The 22,448-nt window shown below is 45.4% G+C and carries 23 protein-coding genes; 9 read left to right on the top strand and 14 right to left on the bottom strand.

From position 1 onward, the window contains the following. Window positions 1–543 precede the first annotated feature (543 nt). The 4 genes from rocF to ACFVQB_RS34130 all read right to left on the bottom strand — a co-directional run bounded on the left by rocF (window position 544) and on the right by ACFVQB_RS34130 (window position 4,391). Window positions 544–1,512 (bottom strand): arginase, encoded by a 969-nt coding sequence (gene rocF, locus ACFVQB_RS34145; protein ID WP_379449811.1) that lies wholly within the window; start codon window positions 1,510–1,512, stop codon window positions 544–546. A 54-nt stretch (window positions 1,513–1,566) separates the two neighbouring features. After that, on the bottom strand, window positions 1,567–2,760 hold the full coding sequence (locus ACFVQB_RS34140; RefSeq protein WP_379449808.1) for an ornithine--oxo-acid transaminase: 1,194 nt from the start codon (window positions 2,758–2,760) through the stop codon (window positions 1,567–1,569). A gap of 138 nt (window positions 2,761–2,898) precedes the next feature. After that, window positions 2,899–3,555: an amino acid ABC transporter permease gene (locus ACFVQB_RS34135; RefSeq protein WP_379449800.1), complete on the bottom strand. Its 657-nt coding sequence runs from the start codon at window positions 3,553–3,555 to the stop codon at window positions 2,899–2,901. 23 nt (window positions 3,556–3,578) lie between these two features. Beyond that, window positions 3,579–4,391, bottom strand: coding sequence for a transporter substrate-binding domain-containing protein (locus ACFVQB_RS34130; RefSeq protein WP_379449813.1), 813 nt, complete (start codon window positions 4,389–4,391; stop codon window positions 3,579–3,581). A gap of 336 nt (window positions 4,392–4,727) precedes the next feature. Here ACFVQB_RS34130 and ACFVQB_RS34125 point away from each other — a divergent pair, with 336 nt between their 5' ends. Next, window positions 4,728–5,372 carry a GntR family transcriptional regulator gene (locus tag ACFVQB_RS34125; RefSeq protein WP_379449798.1) on the top strand — a complete coding sequence of 215 codons (645 nt, stop codon included), beginning with the start codon at window positions 4,728–4,730 and terminating at the stop codon, window positions 5,370–5,372. 195 nt (window positions 5,373–5,567) lie between these two features. Here the strand turns inward: ACFVQB_RS34125 and ACFVQB_RS34120 are convergent, their stop codons facing one another. Beyond that, complete coding sequence (locus ACFVQB_RS34120; protein ID WP_379449795.1) at window positions 5,568–6,308, bottom strand: class I SAM-dependent methyltransferase; 741 nt, start codon at window positions 6,306–6,308, stop codon at window positions 5,568–5,570. A 164-nt stretch (window positions 6,309–6,472) separates the two neighbouring features. On the opposite strand from ACFVQB_RS34120, the gene ACFVQB_RS34115 reads away from it, so the two are divergent. Beyond that, on the top strand, window positions 6,473–6,820 hold the full coding sequence (locus ACFVQB_RS34115) for a hypothetical protein (RefSeq protein ID WP_379449794.1): 348 nt from the start codon (window positions 6,473–6,475) through the stop codon (window positions 6,818–6,820). A gap of 166 nt (window positions 6,821–6,986) precedes the next feature. Here the strand turns inward: ACFVQB_RS34115 and ACFVQB_RS34110 are convergent, their stop codons facing one another. The 5 genes from ACFVQB_RS34110 to ACFVQB_RS34090 all read right to left on the bottom strand — a co-directional run bounded on the left by ACFVQB_RS34110 (window position 6,987) and on the right by ACFVQB_RS34090 (window position 12,354). Further along, window positions 6,987–9,896 carry an S-layer homology domain-containing protein gene (locus tag ACFVQB_RS34110; RefSeq protein ID WP_379449792.1) on the bottom strand — a complete coding sequence of 970 codons (2,910 nt, stop codon included), beginning with the start codon at window positions 9,894–9,896 and terminating at the stop codon, window positions 6,987–6,989. 288 nt (window positions 9,897–10,184) lie between these two features. Then, complete coding sequence (locus tag ACFVQB_RS34105) at window positions 10,185–10,412, bottom strand: cold-shock protein (RefSeq protein ID WP_024633773.1); 228 nt, start codon at window positions 10,410–10,412, stop codon at window positions 10,185–10,187. A gap of 189 nt (window positions 10,413–10,601) precedes the next feature. Beyond that, window positions 10,602–10,802 (bottom strand): cold-shock protein, encoded by a 201-nt coding sequence (locus ACFVQB_RS34100; protein WP_024633772.1) that lies wholly within the window; start codon window positions 10,800–10,802, stop codon window positions 10,602–10,604. Window positions 10,803–11,190: 388 nt separating this feature from the next. Beyond that, window positions 11,191–11,427, bottom strand: coding sequence for a DUF6953 family protein (locus ACFVQB_RS34095; protein ID WP_063568137.1), 237 nt, complete (start codon window positions 11,425–11,427; stop codon window positions 11,191–11,193). A 141-nt stretch (window positions 11,428–11,568) separates the two neighbouring features. Beyond that, window positions 11,569–12,354: a CPBP family intramembrane glutamic endopeptidase gene (locus ACFVQB_RS34090; protein WP_379449789.1), complete on the bottom strand. Its 786-nt coding sequence runs from the start codon at window positions 12,352–12,354 to the stop codon at window positions 11,569–11,571. Window positions 12,355–12,653: 299 nt separating this feature from the next. On the opposite strand from ACFVQB_RS34090, the gene ACFVQB_RS34085 reads away from it, so the two are divergent. Next, window positions 12,654–13,325 (top strand): phosphatase PAP2 family protein, encoded by a 672-nt coding sequence (locus ACFVQB_RS34085; RefSeq protein WP_379449786.1) that lies wholly within the window; start codon window positions 12,654–12,656, stop codon window positions 13,323–13,325. A 143-nt stretch (window positions 13,326–13,468) separates the two neighbouring features. Here ACFVQB_RS34085 and ACFVQB_RS34080 read toward each other — a convergent pair whose 3' ends face one another. After that, the gene (locus ACFVQB_RS34080; RefSeq protein ID WP_379449783.1) at window positions 13,469–14,248 is read right to left on the bottom strand and encodes a helix-turn-helix domain-containing protein; all 780 of its coding nucleotides are present in this window, start codon (window positions 14,246–14,248) and stop codon (window positions 13,469–13,471) included. A 112-nt stretch (window positions 14,249–14,360) separates the two neighbouring features. On the opposite strand from ACFVQB_RS34080, the gene pyk reads away from it, so the two are divergent. After that, complete coding sequence (gene pyk, locus ACFVQB_RS34075) at window positions 14,361–15,776, top strand: pyruvate kinase (RefSeq protein WP_247900331.1); 1,416 nt, start codon at window positions 14,361–14,363, stop codon at window positions 15,774–15,776. A 131-nt stretch (window positions 15,777–15,907) separates the two neighbouring features. On the opposite strand, the gene ACFVQB_RS34070 is transcribed toward pyk, so the two are convergent. Both ACFVQB_RS34070 and ACFVQB_RS34065 read right to left on the bottom strand, forming a co-directional pair. Beyond that, complete coding sequence (locus tag ACFVQB_RS34070; protein ID WP_379449779.1) at window positions 15,908–17,437, bottom strand: methyl-accepting chemotaxis protein; 1,530 nt, start codon at window positions 17,435–17,437, stop codon at window positions 15,908–15,910. Window positions 17,438–17,605: 168 nt separating this feature from the next. Next, window positions 17,606–18,055 carry an SRPBCC family protein gene (locus tag ACFVQB_RS34065; protein WP_379449776.1) on the bottom strand — a complete coding sequence of 150 codons (450 nt, stop codon included), beginning with the start codon at window positions 18,053–18,055 and terminating at the stop codon, window positions 17,606–17,608. Between the two features lie 313 nt (window positions 18,056–18,368). Here ACFVQB_RS34065 and ACFVQB_RS34060 point away from each other — a divergent pair, with 313 nt between their 5' ends. From ACFVQB_RS34060 to ACFVQB_RS34050, 3 genes are read left to right on the top strand one after another with little or no spacing between them, the layout of a single operon-like run. Next, on the top strand, window positions 18,369–19,106 hold the full coding sequence (locus ACFVQB_RS34060) for a WecB/TagA/CpsF family glycosyltransferase (protein ID WP_379449773.1): 738 nt from the start codon (window positions 18,369–18,371) through the stop codon (window positions 19,104–19,106). Window positions 19,107–19,130: 24 nt separating this feature from the next. Further along, window positions 19,131–19,676 (top strand): AAA family ATPase, encoded by a 546-nt coding sequence (locus ACFVQB_RS34055; RefSeq protein WP_379449771.1) that lies wholly within the window; start codon window positions 19,131–19,133, stop codon window positions 19,674–19,676. Next, on the top strand, window positions 19,673–20,482 hold the full coding sequence (locus ACFVQB_RS34050; protein WP_379449768.1) for a DUF6597 domain-containing transcriptional factor: 810 nt from the start codon (window positions 19,673–19,675) through the stop codon (window positions 20,480–20,482). The genes ACFVQB_RS34055 and ACFVQB_RS34050 overlap by 4 nt, the downstream gene beginning before the upstream one ends. Before the next feature lie 63 nt (window positions 20,483–20,545). Here the strand turns inward: ACFVQB_RS34050 and ACFVQB_RS34045 are convergent, their stop codons facing one another. Then, the gene (locus tag ACFVQB_RS34045; protein WP_379449766.1) at window positions 20,546–20,779 is read right to left on the bottom strand and encodes a hypothetical protein; all 234 of its coding nucleotides are present in this window, start codon (window positions 20,777–20,779) and stop codon (window positions 20,546–20,548) included. Between the two features lie 255 nt (window positions 20,780–21,034). Here ACFVQB_RS34045 and ACFVQB_RS34040 point away from each other — a divergent pair, with 255 nt between their 5' ends. Then, window positions 21,035–21,391, top strand: coding sequence for a DUF1304 domain-containing protein (locus ACFVQB_RS34040; RefSeq protein ID WP_162842469.1), 357 nt, complete (start codon window positions 21,035–21,037; stop codon window positions 21,389–21,391). A gap of 120 nt (window positions 21,392–21,511) precedes the next feature. After that, window positions 21,512–22,312 carry a DUF4261 domain-containing protein gene (locus tag ACFVQB_RS34035; RefSeq protein WP_379449762.1) on the top strand — a complete coding sequence of 267 codons (801 nt, stop codon included), beginning with the start codon at window positions 21,512–21,514 and terminating at the stop codon, window positions 22,310–22,312. Window positions 22,313–22,448: the final 136 nt, after the last annotated feature.

The following is a 22,448-nucleotide window of genomic DNA, read 5'->3' as shown; positions in this document are numbered from 1 at the left end:
TTCAAAGATCAAACTTGTTTCACTGCCGGGCGTTGTTCACCTCAGCAACTTTTATATCTTATCACATCCGAACCAACTTTGCAAGCTCTTTTTTTTAAGTTTCTTTCGAAGCTTAGTTGTTTCGCTTGCCGCACCGTGTTTCTCGTGTTTTCTTGGCCGGAATTAGAATATACCATGTACAGATTCTGAACGCAAGCTTTATTTTCAAAAAACTTTAGAACCATATTCTCCATCAGATAATCTCAATCTCTTTCTTCTATAGTAGAGCCCTCGTAATTATACCCATCACTCCTAAAGGAACCAAGAGGCAACGCATAACCAAACATTCATACTCTATAAAGCTAACTTCACCCTCCATCCGTTCAGAAGTAAAGAAGTGCACCCAACAACTATAGCCAGGGAAGTCACTCATACCTATCTTCACTCAGTTGAAGATCGTATGGATGAGTCTGACCCTGGCTCTTATATAACCTTACATTATATGATTAGACCTTACCTTCTATATAAGCATGAATTCACCCGCACAAGAAATAGCTATAATCGTTATAAGATCCGTTTACCCAGCAATGAAGCAATCAGTTCTACTCCAAGGCGGGCCGTATGCCTGTTCTGATCAAATAGCGGATTAACCTCCACCAGATCCATGGACGTGACTCGGTTGGTGGAAGCAAGCAGCTCCAATGCGAAATGAGCTTCACGGTAATTCAATCCCCCTGGTACCGGCGTACCCACACCCGGAGCCTCACGCGGATCAAGACAATCCATATCAAAGCTAATATGAATACCATCTGTTCCTTCCCCGACTACAGCCAGTGCCTGTTCAACAACCTGTTGTATCCCTATCCGGTCAATATCATGCATTGTAAAGCTCTTAATGCCAAGCGCTCGGATCTGTTCCTTTTCATACACATCCAGATCACGTAAGCCAATGTAGACCAGATTGGAAGGATTAACGAACGGCCCCGCACCCGGTATATGAGACAAGTTAAATGCAGAATGCCCCAAAGCAGCAGCAACACTCATCCCATGCATATTTCCAGACAGACTACGCTCTTCTGTGTTCAAATCCGCATGCGCATCAAACCAGATCACACCCAGATTGGAATAATGCGCAGACAACCCGGCAAGAGAACCTATGGCTACACTGTGATCCCCACCCAGAACAAGTGGAAAAGCACCTCCCGCTATCGCGCCAGACACTTCATTGCACACTCGCTCACTCACCTGGCGAACCTCGGATAAATATTTCACACGATTGCGTTCAATTGGAGCGACAGACTCTGAGGGACAATCTACACGAATCTCTTTTGATACATTCAACCCAAGGCTTGCAATTTCGCGTTTCAATCCTGCTGTAATTAGTTCATCCGGACCTAGCTCAGCACCACCTCGCGCCCCGCCTAATCCAAAAGGAACCTTAATGATAGCAACGTCATGATGACGCAAAGGCAATTGGCTTGTTTCATTAGAAGCATTCAGCGTTCCTGCAGATTCCATATCATTGTTTCCCATGTAGGTCAGCTCCTTCGCTGCTTATATGAAGTAATCAAAGAATGAAAGGTTTATTCAGTCACCCAGCACCTGAGCAATTCGTTCCAACGCCCAGTCGATCTCAGTCTCCATAATGGTCAGTGGCGGCGCAAAACGGATCGTTGTCTCATGGGTTTCTTTACAGAGTAGCCCAACAGACATTAACTTCTCACAGTATGGACGTGCAGGTACATGCAGATCAACACCGATGAACAACCCTCTACCTCGAATCTCACGCACAGCTGAACTGCGAATTCCCTGAAGCTGTTTCATAAAATAAATCCCCAGACGCTCCGAGCGCTCTGCAAGCTTCTCATCTTCCAGAACTTCCAGTGCTGCGACAGCCACGGCACAAGCGAGTGGGTTCCCCCCGAATGTGGAGCCATGAGAACCCGGTTCAAATAAATCCAGTATTTCTGCATTAGCAGCAATAGCCGAGATGGGCATCACTCCCCCGCCTAGCGCCTTACCCATAATCCAGATATCTGGCTCAACCCCCTCCCAGTCAGAGGCAAAACGTCGTCCCGTTCGTCCGAATCCAGTCTGAATCTCGTCCGCCACAGTCAACACGTGATGCTGTTTGCACAGCGTAAAGGCGTCAGCAAGATATCCTTCTGGCGGAATGACAATACCAGCTTCCCCCTGAATGGGTTCCACAAGAAAAGCGGCCGTGTTCGGTGTGATCGCAAGCTTAAGCGCTTCAATGTCGCCATAAGGAATGATTTTGAATCCGGGTGTAAACGGTCCAAAGTCTTTTTTGTACTCTTCTGAAGATGAGAAAGAGGTGACGGTCAGTGTTCTTCCATGAAAATTCCCTGAGCATACGATGATTTCAGCTTGATTTTCCGGTACACCCTTGCAGCGATATGCCCATCTTCGTACTGCTTTCACGGCCGTTTCAACCGCTTCAGCTCCCGTGTTCATGGCCAGAATCTTGGGTTTGCCCGTAAATTGCGAGAGCTTCTGATAGAAAAGTGATGCTGCACTGCTGTGAAATGCCCGTGATGTTAATGTTACCCGATCTGCCTGATCCCTCAGCGCCTGAATGATTGCTGGATGTCTGTGCCCATGATTTAATGCCGAATACGCACTTAGCATATCCATATAACGGCGACCTTCCGGGTCTTGGACCCATACTCCCTCCGCCTGCTCAATAACGATCGGGAGCGGATGATAATTAGGTGCAGCATAACGTTCCGACCAATCCATTAACATTTTTGAATCTGACATATACTCCCAGCACCCCTCTTTGATTATATTGTATACAAAATACAATATCAATGTATGCTTCGCCACGACCATTTACGACTCCTGCTCACTTTTTCCGCTATTACCTAATTCCACTCATTCGCAGAGTCCGTATGCACGTTATCGGGATATGGAAAGTCTGCGTTCCAGCCAAGTGAGCAGGTTGGCCAACGTAAATGTAATTACAAAGTAGAGGGCAGCAGCAACAAGGAGCGGGGCAAGCGGTTGGAAGGTAACCCCCTGAACGGCTCTAGCCGTATAGATAATCTCAGCAATCCCAATCATGGAAACAAGCGAGGAATCTTTAATGATAATAATGAATTCATTGCCGATAGCTGGAAGCATGTTACGAAAGGCCTGCGGCAGTATAATGTAACGAAGTGTCATGCCATGAGACATCCCAAGAGAACGGGAAGCTTCAGTCTGCCCTTTATCAATTGCCTGAATCCCCGCCCGGAATACCTCTGCCATATAAGCTGAGCTGTTCATGGTCAACGCGACCACCCCCGACATAAATGCGGTTAGGTTCACACCAATTACGGTCAGACCATAATGAATAATGAGAATTTGCACCAACATCGGCGTACCGCGAATGAGTTCGATATACGCCGATGCTACGAATTTGATAGGCCACACTCTTGATATACGAAGCAGCGCCACCATAACCCCCAGCAATGTACCAAACAACACCCCAAAGAAGGAAAGCTCCAACGTTACCCACGCGCTACGTGCGTAATCCTGCCAATGTTCCGATAGAAAGGAGAAATCTAAATTCACGGCATATCCCTCACTCGCCCGGTTTATTCGCCTAACATCTCATTCGCTTCAACGACGAAGCGTTCGATATCTCCGCCCGTTTTGAGCTTCGCCAGCGTACTGTTGATCTGATCAACGAGCTCCTGATTGCCTTTTTTCACGGCGATGGCCGATCCTCCTTCATCCTCTGCCTGTTCAATCTTCACGTTTGCAACAACCAGCCCCTCCTGGTTCTTTACATACTGCTCCGCAACCGGCTTCTCCAGAATAAGCGCATCTACCCGCCCAGTCTGCAATTCGAGAATCAATTCGGGAATTTTGGCAAGAGAAGTAAGCTTGGCTCCTTGAATGTCCTGAGCAATCCCTTCCTGAATGGAGCTTTTCTGCACACCCACCTGTTTGCCCGACAAATCATCCAGCGAGGAAAGCGAGTTACCTTCGTCAGCTCTAACGAGTACAGCCTGTTCTGCATAATAGTAGATATCCGTAAAATCAACATTCTTCTTTCGCTCTTCTGTAGGTGTTAAGCCTGATATAACAAAATCGACCTTGTCCGTGCTGAGTGCCATAAGCAAGCCATCAAAATCCATATCCTCAATCTTCAGCTCAGCTTCCATGTCCGCAGCAATCGCTTTGGCAATCTCAATGTCAAAACCTACAATAGTGTCTTTGCCATTAATGCTTTTGTGAAATTCATAAGGTGCGTAGTCTGCACTGGTGCCAAGTACGATTACTTTCTTCTCTGCAGGACCACTCTCCGAGGATGGAGAAGTTTCCGAGCCGGCCCTTGTCGTTTGTTCCTGCCCGCAAGCCGATAAGATTACCACCATCAACAACAGCATCGTTGGCAAAAGCATTCTTTTCACTCATCATACCCCTGTTCTGTTTTGGAATGATAAAGACATATAATTTGTATACAATATACACATACAATATATGGGCTTTAATGTAAGTAATACTAACAAACAATCTGTTGAATGGCAATGAATTTAACACATTTATACGCTATAATTCCATAATACGTAATTTATGTAACATGTAACTGACACTATTTTAGATCATTAAGATTGCTTGCCCAACTCCCCCCTCGGTGTTAAGATGATAAAAACTTGAAACTCCCGAACGGCGCACCATTACAGGGCTTACACCCTCACACATCCAATCATTACTATATACAGAAGGGGGGATTCGGTATGGAGGCACCCAAATACCGGTCCTTGAAAGATCATGTTTACGATTATATCGCACAGAAAATTCAGGATGGGACATTGCTCCCCAATCAGAAGATTAATGAAGCGGAGATTTGCAAAAAGCTGGACATCAGCCGCACACCTACTCGGGAAGCCTTATTTCAACTCACTTCTGACAATCTTCTGCAATATATCCCACGCAGGGGATTTATCGTCGCTCCTTTTGATGCTGGCAAAAAACTCGAGTTCTCGCAGGCCATCGGTGCGCTTGAGGCACTTGCTGCTACACTTGCAGCGGACCACCTCAAACCGTCTGAGCTCCTGGAGATGGAGGCCCTTGTTGCACGGATGGATGAAGATATCACCCAGCTCGATCTGGCTGCTTACAGCAAGAATCAATATCAATTTCATAACCTGTACATCCAGCGCTGCGGCAACGCCACTGTCATCGAGATGTTAAACACGTTAAAAAACAGCTTTATTCGCCAGTCGTATGTTAGCGATAACAAGCCGAAGCTATCCAGTGTACTTAATGAAGTAAATGAAGAACATCGCCAAATCGTAAGTGCTTTTCGAGCCAAAGATAAACCACAACTGGAAGCTCTACTGAAGCATCACTGGCGCATTATCGACAACGATATGTTGTAATGCTTTCAGTCCAAGTCTTTGAGTTGACGTTTCTTCATAACTTACTTGTATTGGATTTAGAGACCGAAAAAACAAGGCAAAGGCAACCTACCTTAGAGTGGGTTGCCTTTTTATATGCCAAGTATGGCATCAGCCAAATATTTTCCCACATTCATTTATTGATGAAATACAACGACCTCCGCGAGCAGATGCTTCCTACTCTTTCTGGGTATTACCATTATCCATTGGTACCCTCGCTTCAAAAACCGCATAACCCAGTCTTTTTCCATATCTCATAAGCAAACGATCATTCGTGCGGCTCATACGTTGTACTTGCTCATCCTCAAACATCGTCATGTCCATCTCTCGATGGGGATCATGATCTGCACCCCACATTCCCATGGAGCGCGAGTTTTCCTTGATTGATACTGCGCTGAACCCACTCTGTTTCAGACGTTTCTTCCATGCGGTCATGGTTGCCAGTGTCCTTATTCCGTAAAATTGTTTCAGCCTACGACTCATCACCTCAGTCCTTCTTCCAGATAACACCATCTCCCGATCAATGAAGAGGCCACCCGGCTTCAATACTCTCTTATATTCCGCAAGGGTACTTCGCCACTGGGTGAAAATGGTGACAGACTCTACAAATACCACATCAAAATAATGATCCGGAAAAGGCAAGGATTTCACATCTGCCTGAATAAAACGAATATCCAAGCGCTCCCGTCTTGCGCGTCGCACCGCTTTCTCCAACATCTGCCGATTAAGATCAACCGCAGTTACCCGATAACCGTTTCGAGCCAGATAACAAGCCGTCCTCCCTGTACCACATCCCACTTCAAGCACCTTACTATGCGCAGGCAGAGACAGCGTATCCAACAGTTGCATCGTTGCTGTAAACCCTCCCGGATGGGCACTCCCTTCTCCAAGCCGGGCCAGCAAATCATGATAATCCATGATATCCCCTCCCTTTTACTCCCTCTAGTGTATGGAGCAGATACAAAAACGGCTCCTCCCCATCTAATTTCCGGGTACTCGTCCATACCAATCGGTCTTCTTTTTACTATGATATACAAACCGTTGAATTCAAGCGGCAACCGCACCTATTGAGGAGGATTTGCATGTACAGAATTAATCCGGTATGTGAAGAAACGGTTTCTCCGCACGTTGGACGTTCCGTTTGTCTCGTTATGAACGACGGTAAGCATATGTATGGTACGCTTAGTCAATGTCGTGATGGTAAAATTTATTTGAACGGATGTTTCGAAGGACCACGGCTGTGTTCAGTCAAATCCAAACAACAGCTTGTAAAAAGCAGCAAGAAAAACGCTGTTGCAACAAAGAAAGTTAAATCTTCGGCCTATGGTCCATATGGTTATGGAGGATACGGTAGGGGTTACGGCCATGGAAGAGGGATTGAACTTGCTCTGGTAGCAACACTCTTTCTGCTGCCATTCCTGTTCATCTAAACTCTCCAAAGTTATGATAAGACGGGAACAACACGGCTATAAAAAAACAAAGATCCTCCTCGCTTCATGCGGGAGGATCTTTGTTTTTTTATATGCATTACGATTTTAAATAGCATTTCCGAATAGCCACAAATAGCTGAACCACTCTCGGTTTGCCTAATACCACTTAAAGTCTCTTATACAGCCATTGCTGCAGGTTGTATAAAACTACGGATGCTTTCCCCCGACTCACACCCAGCACTTCATCGGCACTGTAGTCCTCGGCCAGATAAGAAACCAGTCCCTGGTCCTTCGTGTCCAGATCTGCTTTCAGCACTTTCAATGTGCTTGCCAGCAGTTCATTCGCTTCCTTCTCGGTAATCAGGGCAGCTGGTCTGAATTTTTCCTGAGCGGCAGGAACAAGAAGCCCCCTCTTCTCCAAGGACGCTACATAACCCGCATACCAACTTCCCGTTTTTACATCTGCATATTTCGATTCCTTCGCTTCCGGCAATTCGGATACAGTCGAAATGACACCCGACAGCATTTTAACAAACTCGGCACGTGATACACCTGCATACGGAGCGAAAATACCACCCACTTTGCCGTCAATAATTCCGTCTTTACGCAATGCAACCAGCTTATCCTGTACATCTTGAGGCAGTCCATCCAAATCAGTGAATGGAAGAGCTGGTGCAGATGAGCCTGCACCTGATTCTTGCCCAGGATCGACATTTCCGCCCTCGGTGTCCGCTGGAGTTCCTGTTACAATTCCATAACCATTGGTTCCCACATACACACGTCCGTACACTCTCGCATCACCCGTAATCGTTACATTGGCTGAACCATACTGATGCTGATCATCATTAATTCTAATCCAGGAATCGCCGTTATCATCCGAACGGAAAATCCCATACGTTCCTTCTACTTTGGCGTAGGAATATAACGCCATATGCTCTTGCCCTTCCGCCGCTTTACCCAAACCTATCGTGGCTGCTTCTTCCACATTAGCCAGCTTGGTGAAGGTTTGACCATAGTCTACAGAATGGAATAGACCATAGGTACTATCGAGTTTCTTGTTATCTTTTGCCGAAGCCAGCCAGATCTCACCCTCTGAACCCGGTACAGCTTTGAAGTTGCTCGTTAAGGCAACAGGCAGTCCAGTGGCGGTCGTTTTCTCAAACCTAACGCCACCATCACGACTCACATAAAAGGACCCATTCGAGAATCCGTAAAAAACAGATCCATTCACACGGTCAGCCGAGACACGTGCACCTTCCGGAATACCTTTTGAAGCTTTCCAGGTCGCACCCTGATCGTTCGAGACACTCACAGGTCTTGCAGTTCCTTCAGCTTTGCTGACCGGACTCCATAGAATCGATTTCCCGTCAGCGCTAATGGCGGCATGTCCACCTTCTGTCTTATCTTCATCCGAAGAGATCCAGGCATTCGAAGCCGGCTTCCAAGTCACGCCGTTATCCGTGGAAATCCCCATTCGAGCAGCCTTTCCTTCCGCGTTACCTACACGTACAACCAGATTTGGGTTCAACTCTGCATAATCAATATCCGTACTGGTTCCGAGATACGGATTCGTAATCATCTCCGGCGCCTTATCCAGGTCAGCATGACGGAATCCACCAAGGTCACCCATCGCACTCAGAAGAGGCGCACCCGATGGCGGGCTGATAAGACCAAGTATAGCCGTCTCTTCAATACCATCTGCTTTGACCGAAATTTTCACCGTTTCATCCCGGTCCAGGGCTGTTACGTTATCCGAACCGTATAACGTTGCGCCTGTACCATACAGGATTTTATCCGAATCAAACGGATCAATCTCCAAGTCGCCAATCATCCATCCCAATTTAGGTGAAGTTTCAGGCAACTCCTTTTTCTCTCCCCAATCCAGCCAAGGAGATAGAGAATAATCGATAGTAAAATGGTTGTCCCGACTTGGATCTTTGGCATAATCCAGTGTCCAGAATGATTTCCATGTTTCCCCTCCGTCGGCGCTGCGGTAGATGAAGTCATCTGGCCACCATTTGTTCATCGTTGCTACCATTAGTGTATTCGGATCTTTGGCATCCAGCGCAAGCCCGCCATACGGGTTATCCGTATTACCGGTTGGACTGATATCGGTCCATTTTCCTGTTTTCGTATCCAGTTTCCACACAGCACCTTTACCACCGCTGTATGGTCCAACAAACTCATTATAGGTTACATATAAGAAGCCATCGGATGCGAGCATACCGTGATGGGGAACAAACCCTTGCGCAGGTTGACCCTCTACAGATGCCCAAGTCTTCCCACCATCCGTACTGCGATAGATGCTCTTCTCAGAGTCAGCCACTCCAACGTATATCGTCTGAGTCGTATGACCACGGGAACCTGTGGTTGGATCAAAGGTAATCCAGGCTACGCCTGCAATATCATCATAGTCATCCTTTACATTCCCGACTGCCATGAAACTGTCCACCTTGCTCCAGGTCACTCCGTAATCCGTGCTTTTCCATAGTCCATTTCCACTGCGAGCACCCAGATACAACACCCGGTTGTTGTTCGGATCGATGGATAAACGCTCACCCATTGAACGCCCAGGCATGTTACCGCCAAGTTTGAATGGAAGTTCTGACCGCTGCCAAGTATCACCTCTGTCCGTTGAACGCAATAACACACCGTTCATATCTGTCCAGTCATTCGTATATGTACCTGCCGCGATATAGACGCGATCCGGATCAACGGAATCTGTCGCCAAGCTCTCCACACCCGACATGTTCCACTCATCAAAACCAACAAAATCAAGCAGTTGAATCCACGACTTACTCTCGGCATCATAACGATATGCACCACCAATATCCGTGCGGGCGTATATCAGGTCTTTCTCTGCCTTATTATAGATAATGCCCGGAACGAACCCTCCACCCACTACTTTGGCCCTTCCCCAATCATAAGTCTGCTTTTTTGTAGCCAATGGTGGAGATTGAGACGGGCTAGGTTCCGCACTTTCCGCGAAAGCGTTACCAACAAGAGTCGCACTTAAAGCAGCAACCAGTGAAAGACTTAACCATTTCTTCAAAATACTTTCCTCCTCAGAGAACATACGATTACGTCATTGGCAAACTGTAAGCGTTAACAATTACACCGAAAACGTTTTATTTATTGCGTGTAAATGTAATTACTTTCTATTCTACAAACCCTGGATTCAAATAAATACATTGTAAATTGGATATATTCCCATTTCATTATCCGACATTTTGGAAAAAAAGATATAAAAAAAGGCATTCGCCAAAACGAATGCCGGGAACTTCATATTTAATACCCTTACCTTTGGACAAGATGTCAGGTTCAACTTAAAAAAAAACACCTCGTTAGAGGCGGGTAAGCTATGTTAAATCCGATTTCCTTTAGGCATCGTTTTCAGATTACTATTCGAATTTTCAAGCAATGGCAGCATCCTGGTCGTGCTAACCATCTCAGAAGCACATATCGGACAAGTAGGCACGCTATCAAACGCAAAATTGTCCCGCATCCATCCTTTGCACGTATCACTCGTACATTCCCAGATTGCCGCATCCGCTTGTGGAATCTCTTCCAACGGTTTTTTGCGATTATACATGACTTCTACCCCCTTTGTTATGGAAAAACATCTAATCCGACGTTATTTCACAGAAGCCACTACTTAGCGGAAGTTTTGTCCCGTCCGGACTTCTGTCTCGACAACTATTGGGACGACTTTCATTATAACTGCTCAAAAAAAAGAAGCTGCCTTTACCATTATAACATGTTAAAGGCAGCTATGCTTTAATTACAGTTTTACAACTTCTTCTGCTTGAGGACCACGGTTTCCTTGTACAATTTTAAATTGCACGCGTTGACCTTCGTCCAGCGTTTTGAAGCCTTCGCCTGTAATAGCGCTGAAGTGTACGAATACATCTTCTCCGCCTTCAACTTCGATGAAACCGAAGCCTTTATCAGCGTTGAACCATTTTACTGTTCCGTTTTGCATGTGAATTACACCTCCAAATAAAGATTAACATGTTCCTTTGTTCTTTGCAGCAAGCAAATAAAAATTCACACATTGAAAAAGGTACCAGTCATAACCTATAAGTGATCGCCCTTTACAATATGTGAATTAGGTTTTCCACTCTCTACAACTTGTTTTTATTATAACTCCGTTTCCACCAAAAAGCAAATCTTTGTATTTTCTTTTCAAACAGCTTTGGAAATACATGTTATTCGCACGCGCTGGAACAGGGTTTATCGCTTGCCCTGCGCTCATTGCGGTCTTATGAAAGGATATGCAGATCCGAACCAACTTATACATTTTCTATAAAATATTTTGACATGCATATCCAACACATCCATGAAAGCTCAATCAATCACATGATAACACTCTATGTCCATGCCCACATAAAGGCATCACGATCCCATGCAATCTGCCCACGATGTAGCTTGCGGAACGCTTTCTTCACTTCTTTTGATAAAGAAGTATTTCCATTCTCATTCACAAATACAAATTCTTCCCCAAAATTGGACTTTACATATTCAATTGCAGCTTCCTGATGAAGCGTACCAGTGAATTTTATCTCCTGTACCATCCATTCCGCCACGGCCTGTGCTGTCTTTTCCACAATATCACCTATTTATTTATCCATTGTACGGATGAACGGGCCTCCGATTATGAACAAGCCTGTCATACCGCCAGACTGAAGTATACCACGATCCCATGGCTGGCGGTAAACAGAGTTATGCAGCAACCGATCTAGACCCGTTTAATGAACCACTGAACTCCCCGGTGTACTACTCTCTGAAGAAGATGACTTCGTTCGAACGCTAAATGTTAACCATACGCAATAAGCAACCAACACAACCAATATGAAGATATCGTAGGAAAGTGTTCCGGTATCTTCCCGGTCATTCCCGAGAAATTGAATCAAATTATGTATGAAATGAAACAGGATAAGCGGTACGATATTCCCGTTTTTCAACATTAACAGGGCGAGTGCCGCCCCAAGCAGCAAGGCATAGATTAGTTGCAGAATGGTATCTGCCATACTCTGGCCGGATAATGCATTCATGATATGAGTGATGGAAAATAAAACACTTGAAGTGACAACTGCCGCAACCGCACTCTTACGAAGTAATGTTTTGAAGATAAGTCCACGATAAATGGTTTCCTCCACAAATGCGACAAGCAAGGTGAAAAAGATAAAAAAGGCAACCTTGGACAAGGTTAACTCTGTAAATCCTTTCAACGCCAGTGTACCCAGTACAAGGAGTAGCGGAATATAATACTTTGCATGACTTGCCGGGATGGTTTTTAAGGAGCGAAATCCGGTTTCTCTCCATTTGCGTCGCAGGGTGAGATAAATAATGAGCACGAGGGCAATTGGAGTAAACGACATTAGTACGGGTGATGTGTAGTCCAGTTGCTTCACGGTAGCTACCGCCCCTGCTACGAAAACCGCCAGCAAAAGGAGCAGTTCAATAATGACTACCGTTAGCACAGGTCTACGCACGGAAAAGGTTTGTTTTTGCCTGGATTGCGGGTTTTTCATAGATTGTACCTTCCTTATTTCAACTTTAGTAGTTGTCACACGAACTCATATGACAATTTAGTTGTATCACATACAACCCATATTTGGGTATCCTTTTCTGGATAAAACTATAAAAGTAACAAAAAAGAGAATTTCTCTTACAGCTTTTACCTTACAATCAGGTATGGCTCAAGTGCTAAAATGTCTATTATATTAGTAAAAGAATGAATTGGTGCAGGGGTGCGACACTTCTGCAACGTCATATATATGGAGAGTTACGATGAAAGCTGTGAAATGAAGAACGAAATCAGGGGGATACTATGAAAGCATTATTTCTGCGCTGGGGACATTTGCTGGCAATCTTATGTATACCGCTTCAAGGTTCCATTTATGTTTTGTTGGGCAGTAACACCGGAAGTGATGTCTTCTACAATTATGCCTGGATTGATACACAGATTCCTTTTATCAAACAATTTATTTATCCTTATGTCAGTTGGATGCCGATTCTGTATCTTGGATTTCTCTATTTGGGTCTAACGAACAAATCGCTATTCTGGCGTATGATAATTACCTATAATGTAGGAGTAATCGCAGCCAATATTGTTTTTGCGGTCTTCCCTACTTACGTGCCGCGGCCGGAAGCTATCGGAACAGGCCTAAGCAGTGCGCTCGTACAATTTATCTATACCAATGATGCTCCATTCAACTGTTTTCCAAGCATCCACTGTCTCACAAGTTATCTGCTCTTCATCATCATTAATCGCCACTTGAACTTCAAACCACTGGCGCGGATCTCATGGTCCATATGGCTGTGGCTTATCATTGCTTCGACGGTGTTTGTGAAGCAGCATTCGCTGCTGGATGTGGCAGGCGGAATTCTGTTCGCGGAAGCAGCGTACTGGGCTGTGCATGTAGTTGCGGTTCGTGCAGGTCTGGCAAGCAAAAAAACAAAGCAGACAATCACGGCTACAAATACAAGCAGCAACGCTTAGTATATGATTTATATTGCAAGGGCGGGAGTAATTCGACTGTCATGAAACCAAGAAAGAGGGCCTGGGCCCTCTTTTTTTGCGTGATTTAAGTTGATGCTTAAATGTAAGAACTTTTCAAGACGCGACCATGACGAACCTGTCTTTCATACAATTGGTGGACGTTCATGGAGCAAATCAGATGGAGGACTTCCCATTATACGCTTGAATATCCGGTAAAAATAAGACAGATCACGGTAACCGAGAAATTCTGCAATTTCCTGAATGGAGAGCTGTGACTCGGTAAGCAAATACACTGCCCTTTTCATCCGTTGATCGTGAACATATTGGCTGATCGTCTGATTCGTCATGCTTTTAAATAACGCGGCTGCGTAATTGGGGGTTTTACCGATCTCGTCCCCGAGCTCTTCTTTCGTAACTTTCTCCCGGTAATGCCGCTCAATATATCGCTTCATCCGCTCCGCATGAACATGCCTCTCCGGCGGAATAACCCCGCGGTCCAGTTCCCTATTTATATAAATAAGCACTTCCATCAATAAGGCTTGGCTCATCATGACATAATAAGACGGACGTTCCTGCCATTGTTGTTGGATGGCCTTCATACGTTCATGAATCAGTTCATAACATCCGGGCTTATGTCGCAAGGCCTCACTCCGTTCCAGCGCGGGCAAACCTTGTGTATGATCCCCCTGTAATTGAACAACAATTTGCGTGTGGGTTACGGTTGGAATGCTTTTGCCGTAATACGGAATGCCAGCGGGAATTAGCAGCAGCTCACCCTTCTCCATGATCTGCTTCTCTCCGTTCACCCAATATACACATTTTCCATAAGTAACCAAGCTTAACCGCCAAGTGGCCTGTGACTGCACCGCTTCTTCGTACCAACCGACACCATTAATGTGTCGTACTTCTAATGGAGTGACCATAACACACCTCATTATTGGACTATGTTCTAATCATTGTACTATAGTTCATACCCTGATTCGACAGAAAACGCTACAATACACATATAAGCAAACATATGAGGAGGAAAATAGCATGTTGAAAACAAAAATTATTTGTACTATGGGACCTGCTTGTGACTCAATCGAATTGTTAAAAGTAATGATTCAGGAAGGGATGACTGTTGCCCGTCTGAACATGGCTCACGGTGAGCTGGAAGATCACGTTGCACGGATTAACAATATCCGCAAAGCAGCTTCCGAATTGAATACGTATGTACCGATCATGATGGATATCAAGGGACCGGAAGTTCGTATTGGCAAACTGAAAGAAGCATCCTGCCATCTGCAAGCGGGTAAAGAGCTTATCCTGACTACAGAAGAAATTCTTGGTGACGCTGAGCGTATTTCGGTAAACTATCCGGAATTGAACCTCGTAGTAAAACCTGGAGATCGCATCCTCATCGATGATGGTTTGGTGGATCTGACTGTACTGTCCGTAGAAGGATCAGATATTCACTGTAAGATCATCAGCGGCGGCATTCTGAAACCACGTAAAGGGGTTAACTTGCCAGGAATTAAAACGACTTTGCCAGGTGTAACGGAGCGTGACGTTATGCACATCGGATTCGGGATCGAAAACGGTATCGAAATCATCGCTGCTTCCTTTGTTCGTAAAGGCGACGACATTCGTGAAATTCGCAGCATCCTGAAAGAACGCGGTGTAGATCATGTACAAATCATCTCCAAAATCGAAAACCAGGAAGGTATGACTAACCTGGACGATATCATTGAAGCATCTGACGGTATCATGGTAGCTCGTGGAGATCTCGGGGTTGAAGTACCGATCGAAGACGTACCCATGATGCAAAAAGAAATGATCGATAAATGTAACCGCGCGGGTAAACCAGTTATCGTCGCAACACACATGTTGGAATCCATGCAAGTGAATCCGCGTCCAACTCGTTCCGAAGTTAGTGACGTAGCTAACGCTGTCCTTCAGGGCGCAGACGTTGTAATGTTGTCTGGTGAATCGGCAGCAGGTAAATACCCGGTACAATCCGTGCGCACGATGGCTGCTGTTGCTCGCCGTGCTGAAACGATGATTGATTATAAAGAACAATTCGGGCAAAAATCGGCTCAACAAGTAGCTGACATTACCGAAGTTATCAGTCAGGGAGCAGTAAGCTCTTCCCTCGTCCTGAATGCCAAAGCGATCATCACTTCTACCGAGAGTGGATTTACGGCGCGTATGATCTCCAAATATCGTCCGAAAGCACCGATCATTGCGGTTACACAGCATGAAGAAGTACTCGCGAAAATCTGCCTGCTTTCCGGTGTCATTCCAGTTATGGGCGACAAAGTAACAACAACCGATGAAATGTTCGAGTCCGCTACACGCAATGCAATCAAAACCGGTTATATCGAAAAAGGGGACATCATCGTATTGTCCGCTGGTGTACCGATTGGTCAATCCGGTAACACCAACTTGATCAAAGTTCAACAAGTATAGTTCAAGAGATAGAATTGCATATATCGTTGAAAATACAAAAAACCACCGAGAGCAGAAATGCATCTCGGTGGTTTTTCTTGTTCAATTCATTTTATCATCCAACAATCGATAGGATTACACAGTTTCCAATCTTACAAATTCCGTGAATAGTTCACCAAATCCTGCGACATCATATTGATCTCATCCATCGAGGCGTTTACCTGCTGTGTTAGGGCAGCCTGATTCTGCGTCAGTGTGGACATGTTGCCAATGTGCTCCAGAATCTGGTCAATGAACGTCTTCATTGCCTGCATGCTATCTTCAATATTGACGGTAGCCTGCGAGCTATGGTCAGCCAACTTCCGCACTTCTCCGGCCACAACCCCAAATCCAAGACCAAGTTCTCCCGCTCTGGCTGCTTCGATCGCTGCATTCAGACCCAGTAAATTAGTTTGGCTGGCAATTTCCCGAATAAACGCTGTAATGTTTTTGGTATCATCTGCACTGCTCTTCACCTGAATGGCTGCATCCGCAGATAACTCTTGCGCAGTAACCAGTTCCTGAGCCTGATCGGTAATCGAGTTAATTCCACGTACCATCTCACCGATGGATTCGGATAAAAGTTTCGTCTTTTGATTCATCGCTTCAACGATCTGTTCCTTGTTCTTCTCATGTGTCACGTCACGAATAGTTCCCGCTACACGGAGCGGTACTCCGTTACTATCCCGAACCGTCTCGCCACCTGCATGATACCAGCGATATTCCCCATTCTTACGTTGCAAACGGTAATCAAGATCGTAAGGTGTCCGTCCACTGTAATCATTCATATGCTTGGCAAATTCATTGATCGTTCGGTCATGATCATCCGGGTGAAGCCGGCTGCTCCAACTGCTGAACACATTCGGGAAATCCTGCTCATCGGTAAATCCAAGCTCTCGGCGAAACTGTGGTGACCACCAGAATTCATTATTCGGGTTAACCACATCTCCGGCAACAACGGTCATATCCCATGGTGCTTCCACCAATGCGCGATTTACCAGATCATAACGGGTAACGAGTGCTTCCAACTCATCGGATTTACTCTTCTCATCATGAATATCAAACATGATCCCCAAAAGTTTAACCGGAACGCCTTCATCATTTCTGACAACTTGTCCAAGATACCGGAACCAGCGTACTTCTCCACTCTTCGTTATCATTCGGCTCGTTACGTTGTATGCAGCCTTCTCGGAAGATGTATTAACGTTATTCGTAATCTCCTGAACCAACTGGGGTCTGTCGTCGGGATGGATTGATTTGGCCCAACTTGCAAAAGCATCGGGATAATCTTTCGTATTGCTGAAGCCTAACATTTGACGAAATTCATTGGAAAAAGCAATGATATTATTGCCATCCAGAGGATCTCCTTCAACAATCTCGGATTCCCACAGTCCGATATTTAACGCCTGATTTAGCATTTTGAGGCGCATTTCCGCTGCTTCATTTTGCTTCTTCAAGATATGTAAGGCTTTATTAATATTATGTGCAATTTCACCAGCTTCCTGCAAATCATCGGTCGATTCTAGCTCACTGGTATATATCCCTTGCTCTGCGTCTTTAACCAGTTTACGACTGTATTCCAATAAGTGTTGAAGCGAGGCCACAGGGGCTTGATTGATCGTTTGGGCACGTTTACGAAACATCTCAATTTCTCCTCTAATGTCATTTCTATATATTTCGACATAATTAGACATTAAATGTAGAGGGTTTTCATCCATTTGAGCGAAAATGAAATAAAAAAAACGCTTTATCAGCGCTTTTCTCATATTTGTATGATGTTATATTTATATATTCTTTCGTTATCGGAACCTTTACCAGCCAAAGTTCAGCGTTTGGCCCGTCTCTGCCCATGTCTTGATACTGCTCAATATCATCCACCAGCTACTCTGTGCGTTTGCAAAGGATGGATGGTTGTCCGTAAATTGGTCATTAATCAATGTTAACTTCGTACATTCCCCTACCTTCTCCAGTTGAAACACTACTCTGGATTGTAGCTCAGCGTGATTGGCGTGGTAGGAAGGTCCGGGATGTTCAAGGTAACTTAATAGGGATAAAGGTTCGAATTCCAGAATATCGCCGTACACATGAACCGTCTCCGCACCATCATTCCCAGGTCCTACATAGGCAAACGGCTGACCCGGTTGGAAATTAGAACGAAGTTCACTGCCAAAAAAGCTGCTCCGTGTACCGTCCGGCGAGATCAGGGCATTCCACACATCTTCCTGTCCGGCATTAATATAGAACTCATATTTCAATTCCATGAACTCACTCCCTTTATGTGTTGTATTGAGGGTACAACTGACACTTGCTTGCAACACTATCCTACGTTATACCCCAAACGGCGTATTGTAAAAACGCGACAACAGCAAAAATAAAAGATAAGTATAGAAAAACCATTTTCGATCTTCAAACCGCCTTCCGGCAACTCATTCAGGACAGACAAACGACATTGTATCGCACAGCTTACAAATATAGTGCTTTACCAGAAGATCAGATATACTAAAATGGAATGAAATAACAGGGAATGTATACAAATTGGGGACGGATAGTTAGCATCCAGAAAGGAACCGAAATATGAACCAAACAACAAATATTATGGGAATCCCTTTTCCCAATATAACTATGGATCAGACGGTTACGATTCTTGATGATGTAGTCGATCAGAGACAATCCGAACTGTTCCATGTCATCACAGGCAATCCGGAAATCGTCATGTCCTGCCAGAAGGATCAGGTACTTCGTTCAGTCGTAGATCAGGCAGGCATTGTGACCGCTGACGGCGTGGGCATTGTTATGGTATCCCGCTTTCGGGGTGGACAATTGACCGAACGGGTAACAGGCTGTGACCTGCTTTTTCGTTTGTTGGAGGAAGGAAGCCGGAAGAATTGGTCCTTTTATATGCTCGGGGCAGAAGAAAGTGTAAGTAAGCGGGCTGTAGAGGTTATTGCGCAAAACTATCCGGGAGTCGTTGTTCGTGGCAGACAACATGGATTTTTCACAACGGACGAGGAGCAAAGCATTGTAGAAGAGATTCACGAGGCAAAACCTGATTTTCTTATCGTGGCCCTAGGAGCACCCCATGCTGAACACTGGATCAACAAATATCGCCATCAACTAAATGCTCGTGTAGCCATCGGAGTCGGGGGAAGCCTGGATATTCTGGCCGGCAAAACCAAACGAGCACCTGCGATATGGCAGAAGCTTAACTTGGAATGGCTTTATCGACTGCTCAGCCAGCCTTCCAGATGGCGCAGACAACTTATTTTGCCACGTTTCGCTGTTCGTGCGTTGCTGTTCAGGGAGCAAAGGTAAATAACAAAGGGGACTGGTTACGGAATGATCGGTGAAAAATCTATGATCAAACTCAGGCCAAACAAAATACATATTATCGGCTCAGTCGGTAGCGGCAAGTCTACACTGGCCCGCCAATTATCCGCGAGGCTAGACCTTCCTCATTATGAGCTCGACAACCTTGTGTGGCACCGTGTACCTCAAGGACAGGATATTCGTAATAGCCCGGAGACACGGGACACACTCCTGCAAAAAGCCGTGCATTCCAATCAGTGGATTATTGAAGGTGTGCACTATGAATGGGTGGCACGAAGTTTCGAGCAGGCTGATCTTATCGTCTATTTGAATACCCCCGTGTGGAAAAGGAATGTGCGCATTCTCAAACGTTTCACAGTACAGAAACTCGGGCTGGAACAGGGAAATTACCGACAGACTCTCACCATGCTCTGGAAGATGTATAAATGGAGCTATCAACATGACCGCAAGGAAAAGGCGCTAATCATGGCGTTTTTGCAGCCTCACCAACATAAATTGTGCATTGTTCGTAGCGAAGCAGAATTGACGAGATACCTGGAGGAATCGACAAAATGAAACATACAGATCATGCTATCAGACCCAGTATGGGTCTTCTGAATCTGGATGAGGGCGACAAGAGATATTGCCTGACACGGTATGCCCCTTCCGAAGCATTGAGTTCTTTGATCAAGCATTTCTGGATCGTCTCCTGGGATCTTACCGGGCATGATCCTTATCCTCAGCATGTGGTTCCAAATCCATGCGTCAATCTGGTGGTAGAGCGGGGAAATACCTTTTTCTTCGGTCCATCCGGACAGAAGTTCTCCTATCTCGTTCGTGGAAAAGGAAGCGTGTTTGGGGTGAAGTTTAAGCCTGGCGGCTTCTATCCATTCATTCGCAATTCCGTCTCCACATTGTATGGAAACCCCTTGGATGTCTCTGGTGTGCTTGATGTTGATGCTCCGCAACTCGAAGACCGTCTGCTCGGGGACGGAAGTGATGCGGACAAAGTCAGTTATATGGATCAACTTCTCTGTAAACACCTCCCTCCTCCTGATGATCAAGCCATTCTGGTTAGCCAGATTGTGTTGTATATTGAGCAACACCGGGATATGCTTAGAGTCGATGATTTATCTGCCTCCTGGAATATGCACACAAGAAAGCTCCAGCGCCTGTTCAATCAGTATGTGGGCATCAGCCCCAAAATGGTGATCAAACTCTACCGCCTGCAAAATGCTGCTGAGCTGATGGAGCGGGGTGTGGATTGCGATCTGGTTAAGCTGTCACAGGACCTTGGATATCACGATCAGTCGCATTTTATCAAAGATTTCAAGTCCATTATCGGCAGCACACCTGAAGATTACGTCCATTCCAGAAGATAGACTGAGATTAACTACAGTCGAAGCAAGGGACTAGACTGCAATGCAAGAACCTGTCCTGAAGCCTCAGGACAGGCGAATAACTTTGATGCCATCTCCGGTACGAATAATGCCTTCACGCTCGACTGAGCAGACTCCCCGTTTGTATATTTTCTGGCGGGAGTCCGCCGGGCGCAACAGACCGTAATGCCGATCACTCGGAATTCCAGCGAGCTCAATATCGATAAAAGGTACGACTCGGGTAACAAACGTTGATGGATCATCCGCCAGCAGGACGAATTGAACGCTTCCCACGCCCAAGCTAATCCCTCTTTTCCATGAGTAATTTCACTTCTTTATTGTTCATTATTACCCAATGAATGGATTTTCGACAATCAGCGTATGTTTATCTTTGTGTATAATCCGCGGCGTCAATATAAACGAGAATCATCGATTTATTACTGGTTCACACAATTAATTTGTGTGAAATTAAATTTACACTTTCAGTTCGGATTGCAAACATTTATACTGAGGAGGACAAGTAAATAAATTACATAAGAAAGCAAGGTGTTTCTTTTGATTAGTATCATTTTCGTGGCTATTGTAGCCATCGAGCACTTCTACATCATGGTGATGGAGATGTTCCTGTGGACCCGTCCACGCACGATGAAAACGTTCGGTCTTACCCCTGAACTAGCGGAATCTACCAAGTCTTTGGCAGCCAATCAAGGTCTGTACAATGGATTTTTGGCCGCAGGTCTGATCTGGGGACTCGTTTATCCGGATGCATCCGTCGGGCAGCACATTCAGATCTTCTTCCTGGCATGTGTCATTATCGCCGCCCTTTACGGAGGCGTAACCGCTACTCGGTCCATCATCATCAAACAAGGGCTGCCTGCGATCATTGCATTGCTTCTGGTTCTTTTCCTCTGATCGCCTGTTGACCCGTTATCATGCTTGGATTCATTAAAAGCTTCAATGTGGTAAGGTAAGGTTATAAAGGCATCGGATTATGCCTGATCACTATGATTGGTCTGGAAAGGAGAACGTTTCATGGGACTGTTTGACAAGCTTCGACGCCGCAAAAAGGAACATGCGACCGCAGGTGGAGACGTACATACTACTCCATATAGCGAAACCATCGTTGGATTTGTTTTGCTCGAGCACGAAGATTGTAATTTTGCCCACTTCATTAGCACGATGAAAAACGAGTGGAATATTGAGATTGAGGAACATCCGGAGGAAGGCAATCTTTTTTTCGAAGTGGATGGAATGCAAGTGGTGTGCGCACATATTAATGCTCCTATTCCTGACCGCGAAGTAGAGGAGAATGCCAAATTAAATGTGCTGTGGCGGGAAGCGGCGCAAGTCACCTCACGACATCAATCTCAGATTATTGTCTCTGTACTGAATGCAACCGACGCCATTCAGGCACATATTCTGTTCACCCAAACAGCGAGTGCTTTGCTCCAGCTTGACCATGCGCTGGCTATATATATGGCGCCACTTGTGGTAGAGGCAAGTCAGTACGTGGACATCAGTCGTGGAATCAAGGATCATGAGCTACCCATCTCCCTTTGGATATTCATTGGATTATTTCAAAGCCCTGAAGGCGCATCAGCCTATACTTATGGGTTACGCAACTTCGGGAAAGAGGAGATGGAAATCACTCAATCCTCACAGCCGTTAAGTGAAGTATTTGAAATGATGTATATGACTGCGACTTATGTTATCGAAAATGATGTAACCTTGCATGACGGCGAGACGCTTGGCTTCTCCGCAGAACAAAAGCTGCCCATCAACCGTTCGGAAGGAATAGCCACAGAAGGTAGCAGCTTGAAGATTGGTTTTTGAACATCGGTAAAGCACGAAGGAAATACGGTGCGAGGAACATGCAGTCATACTTTAAGGCGCTTCCCAGAATATGAGGGAACGCCTTTTTTGTATTTTCAAACTCTTCATATGAATGCGTTCATCATGTTTGCGACAA

The organism is Paenibacillus sp. NPDC057886, from assembly GCF_042796655.1.
Taxonomy (GTDB): Bacteria; Bacillota; Bacilli; order Paenibacillales; family Paenibacillaceae; genus Paenibacillus.
Note: the sequence above shows the minus strand (reverse complement) of the source record. Positions and strands in the feature narration are given on the sequence as shown.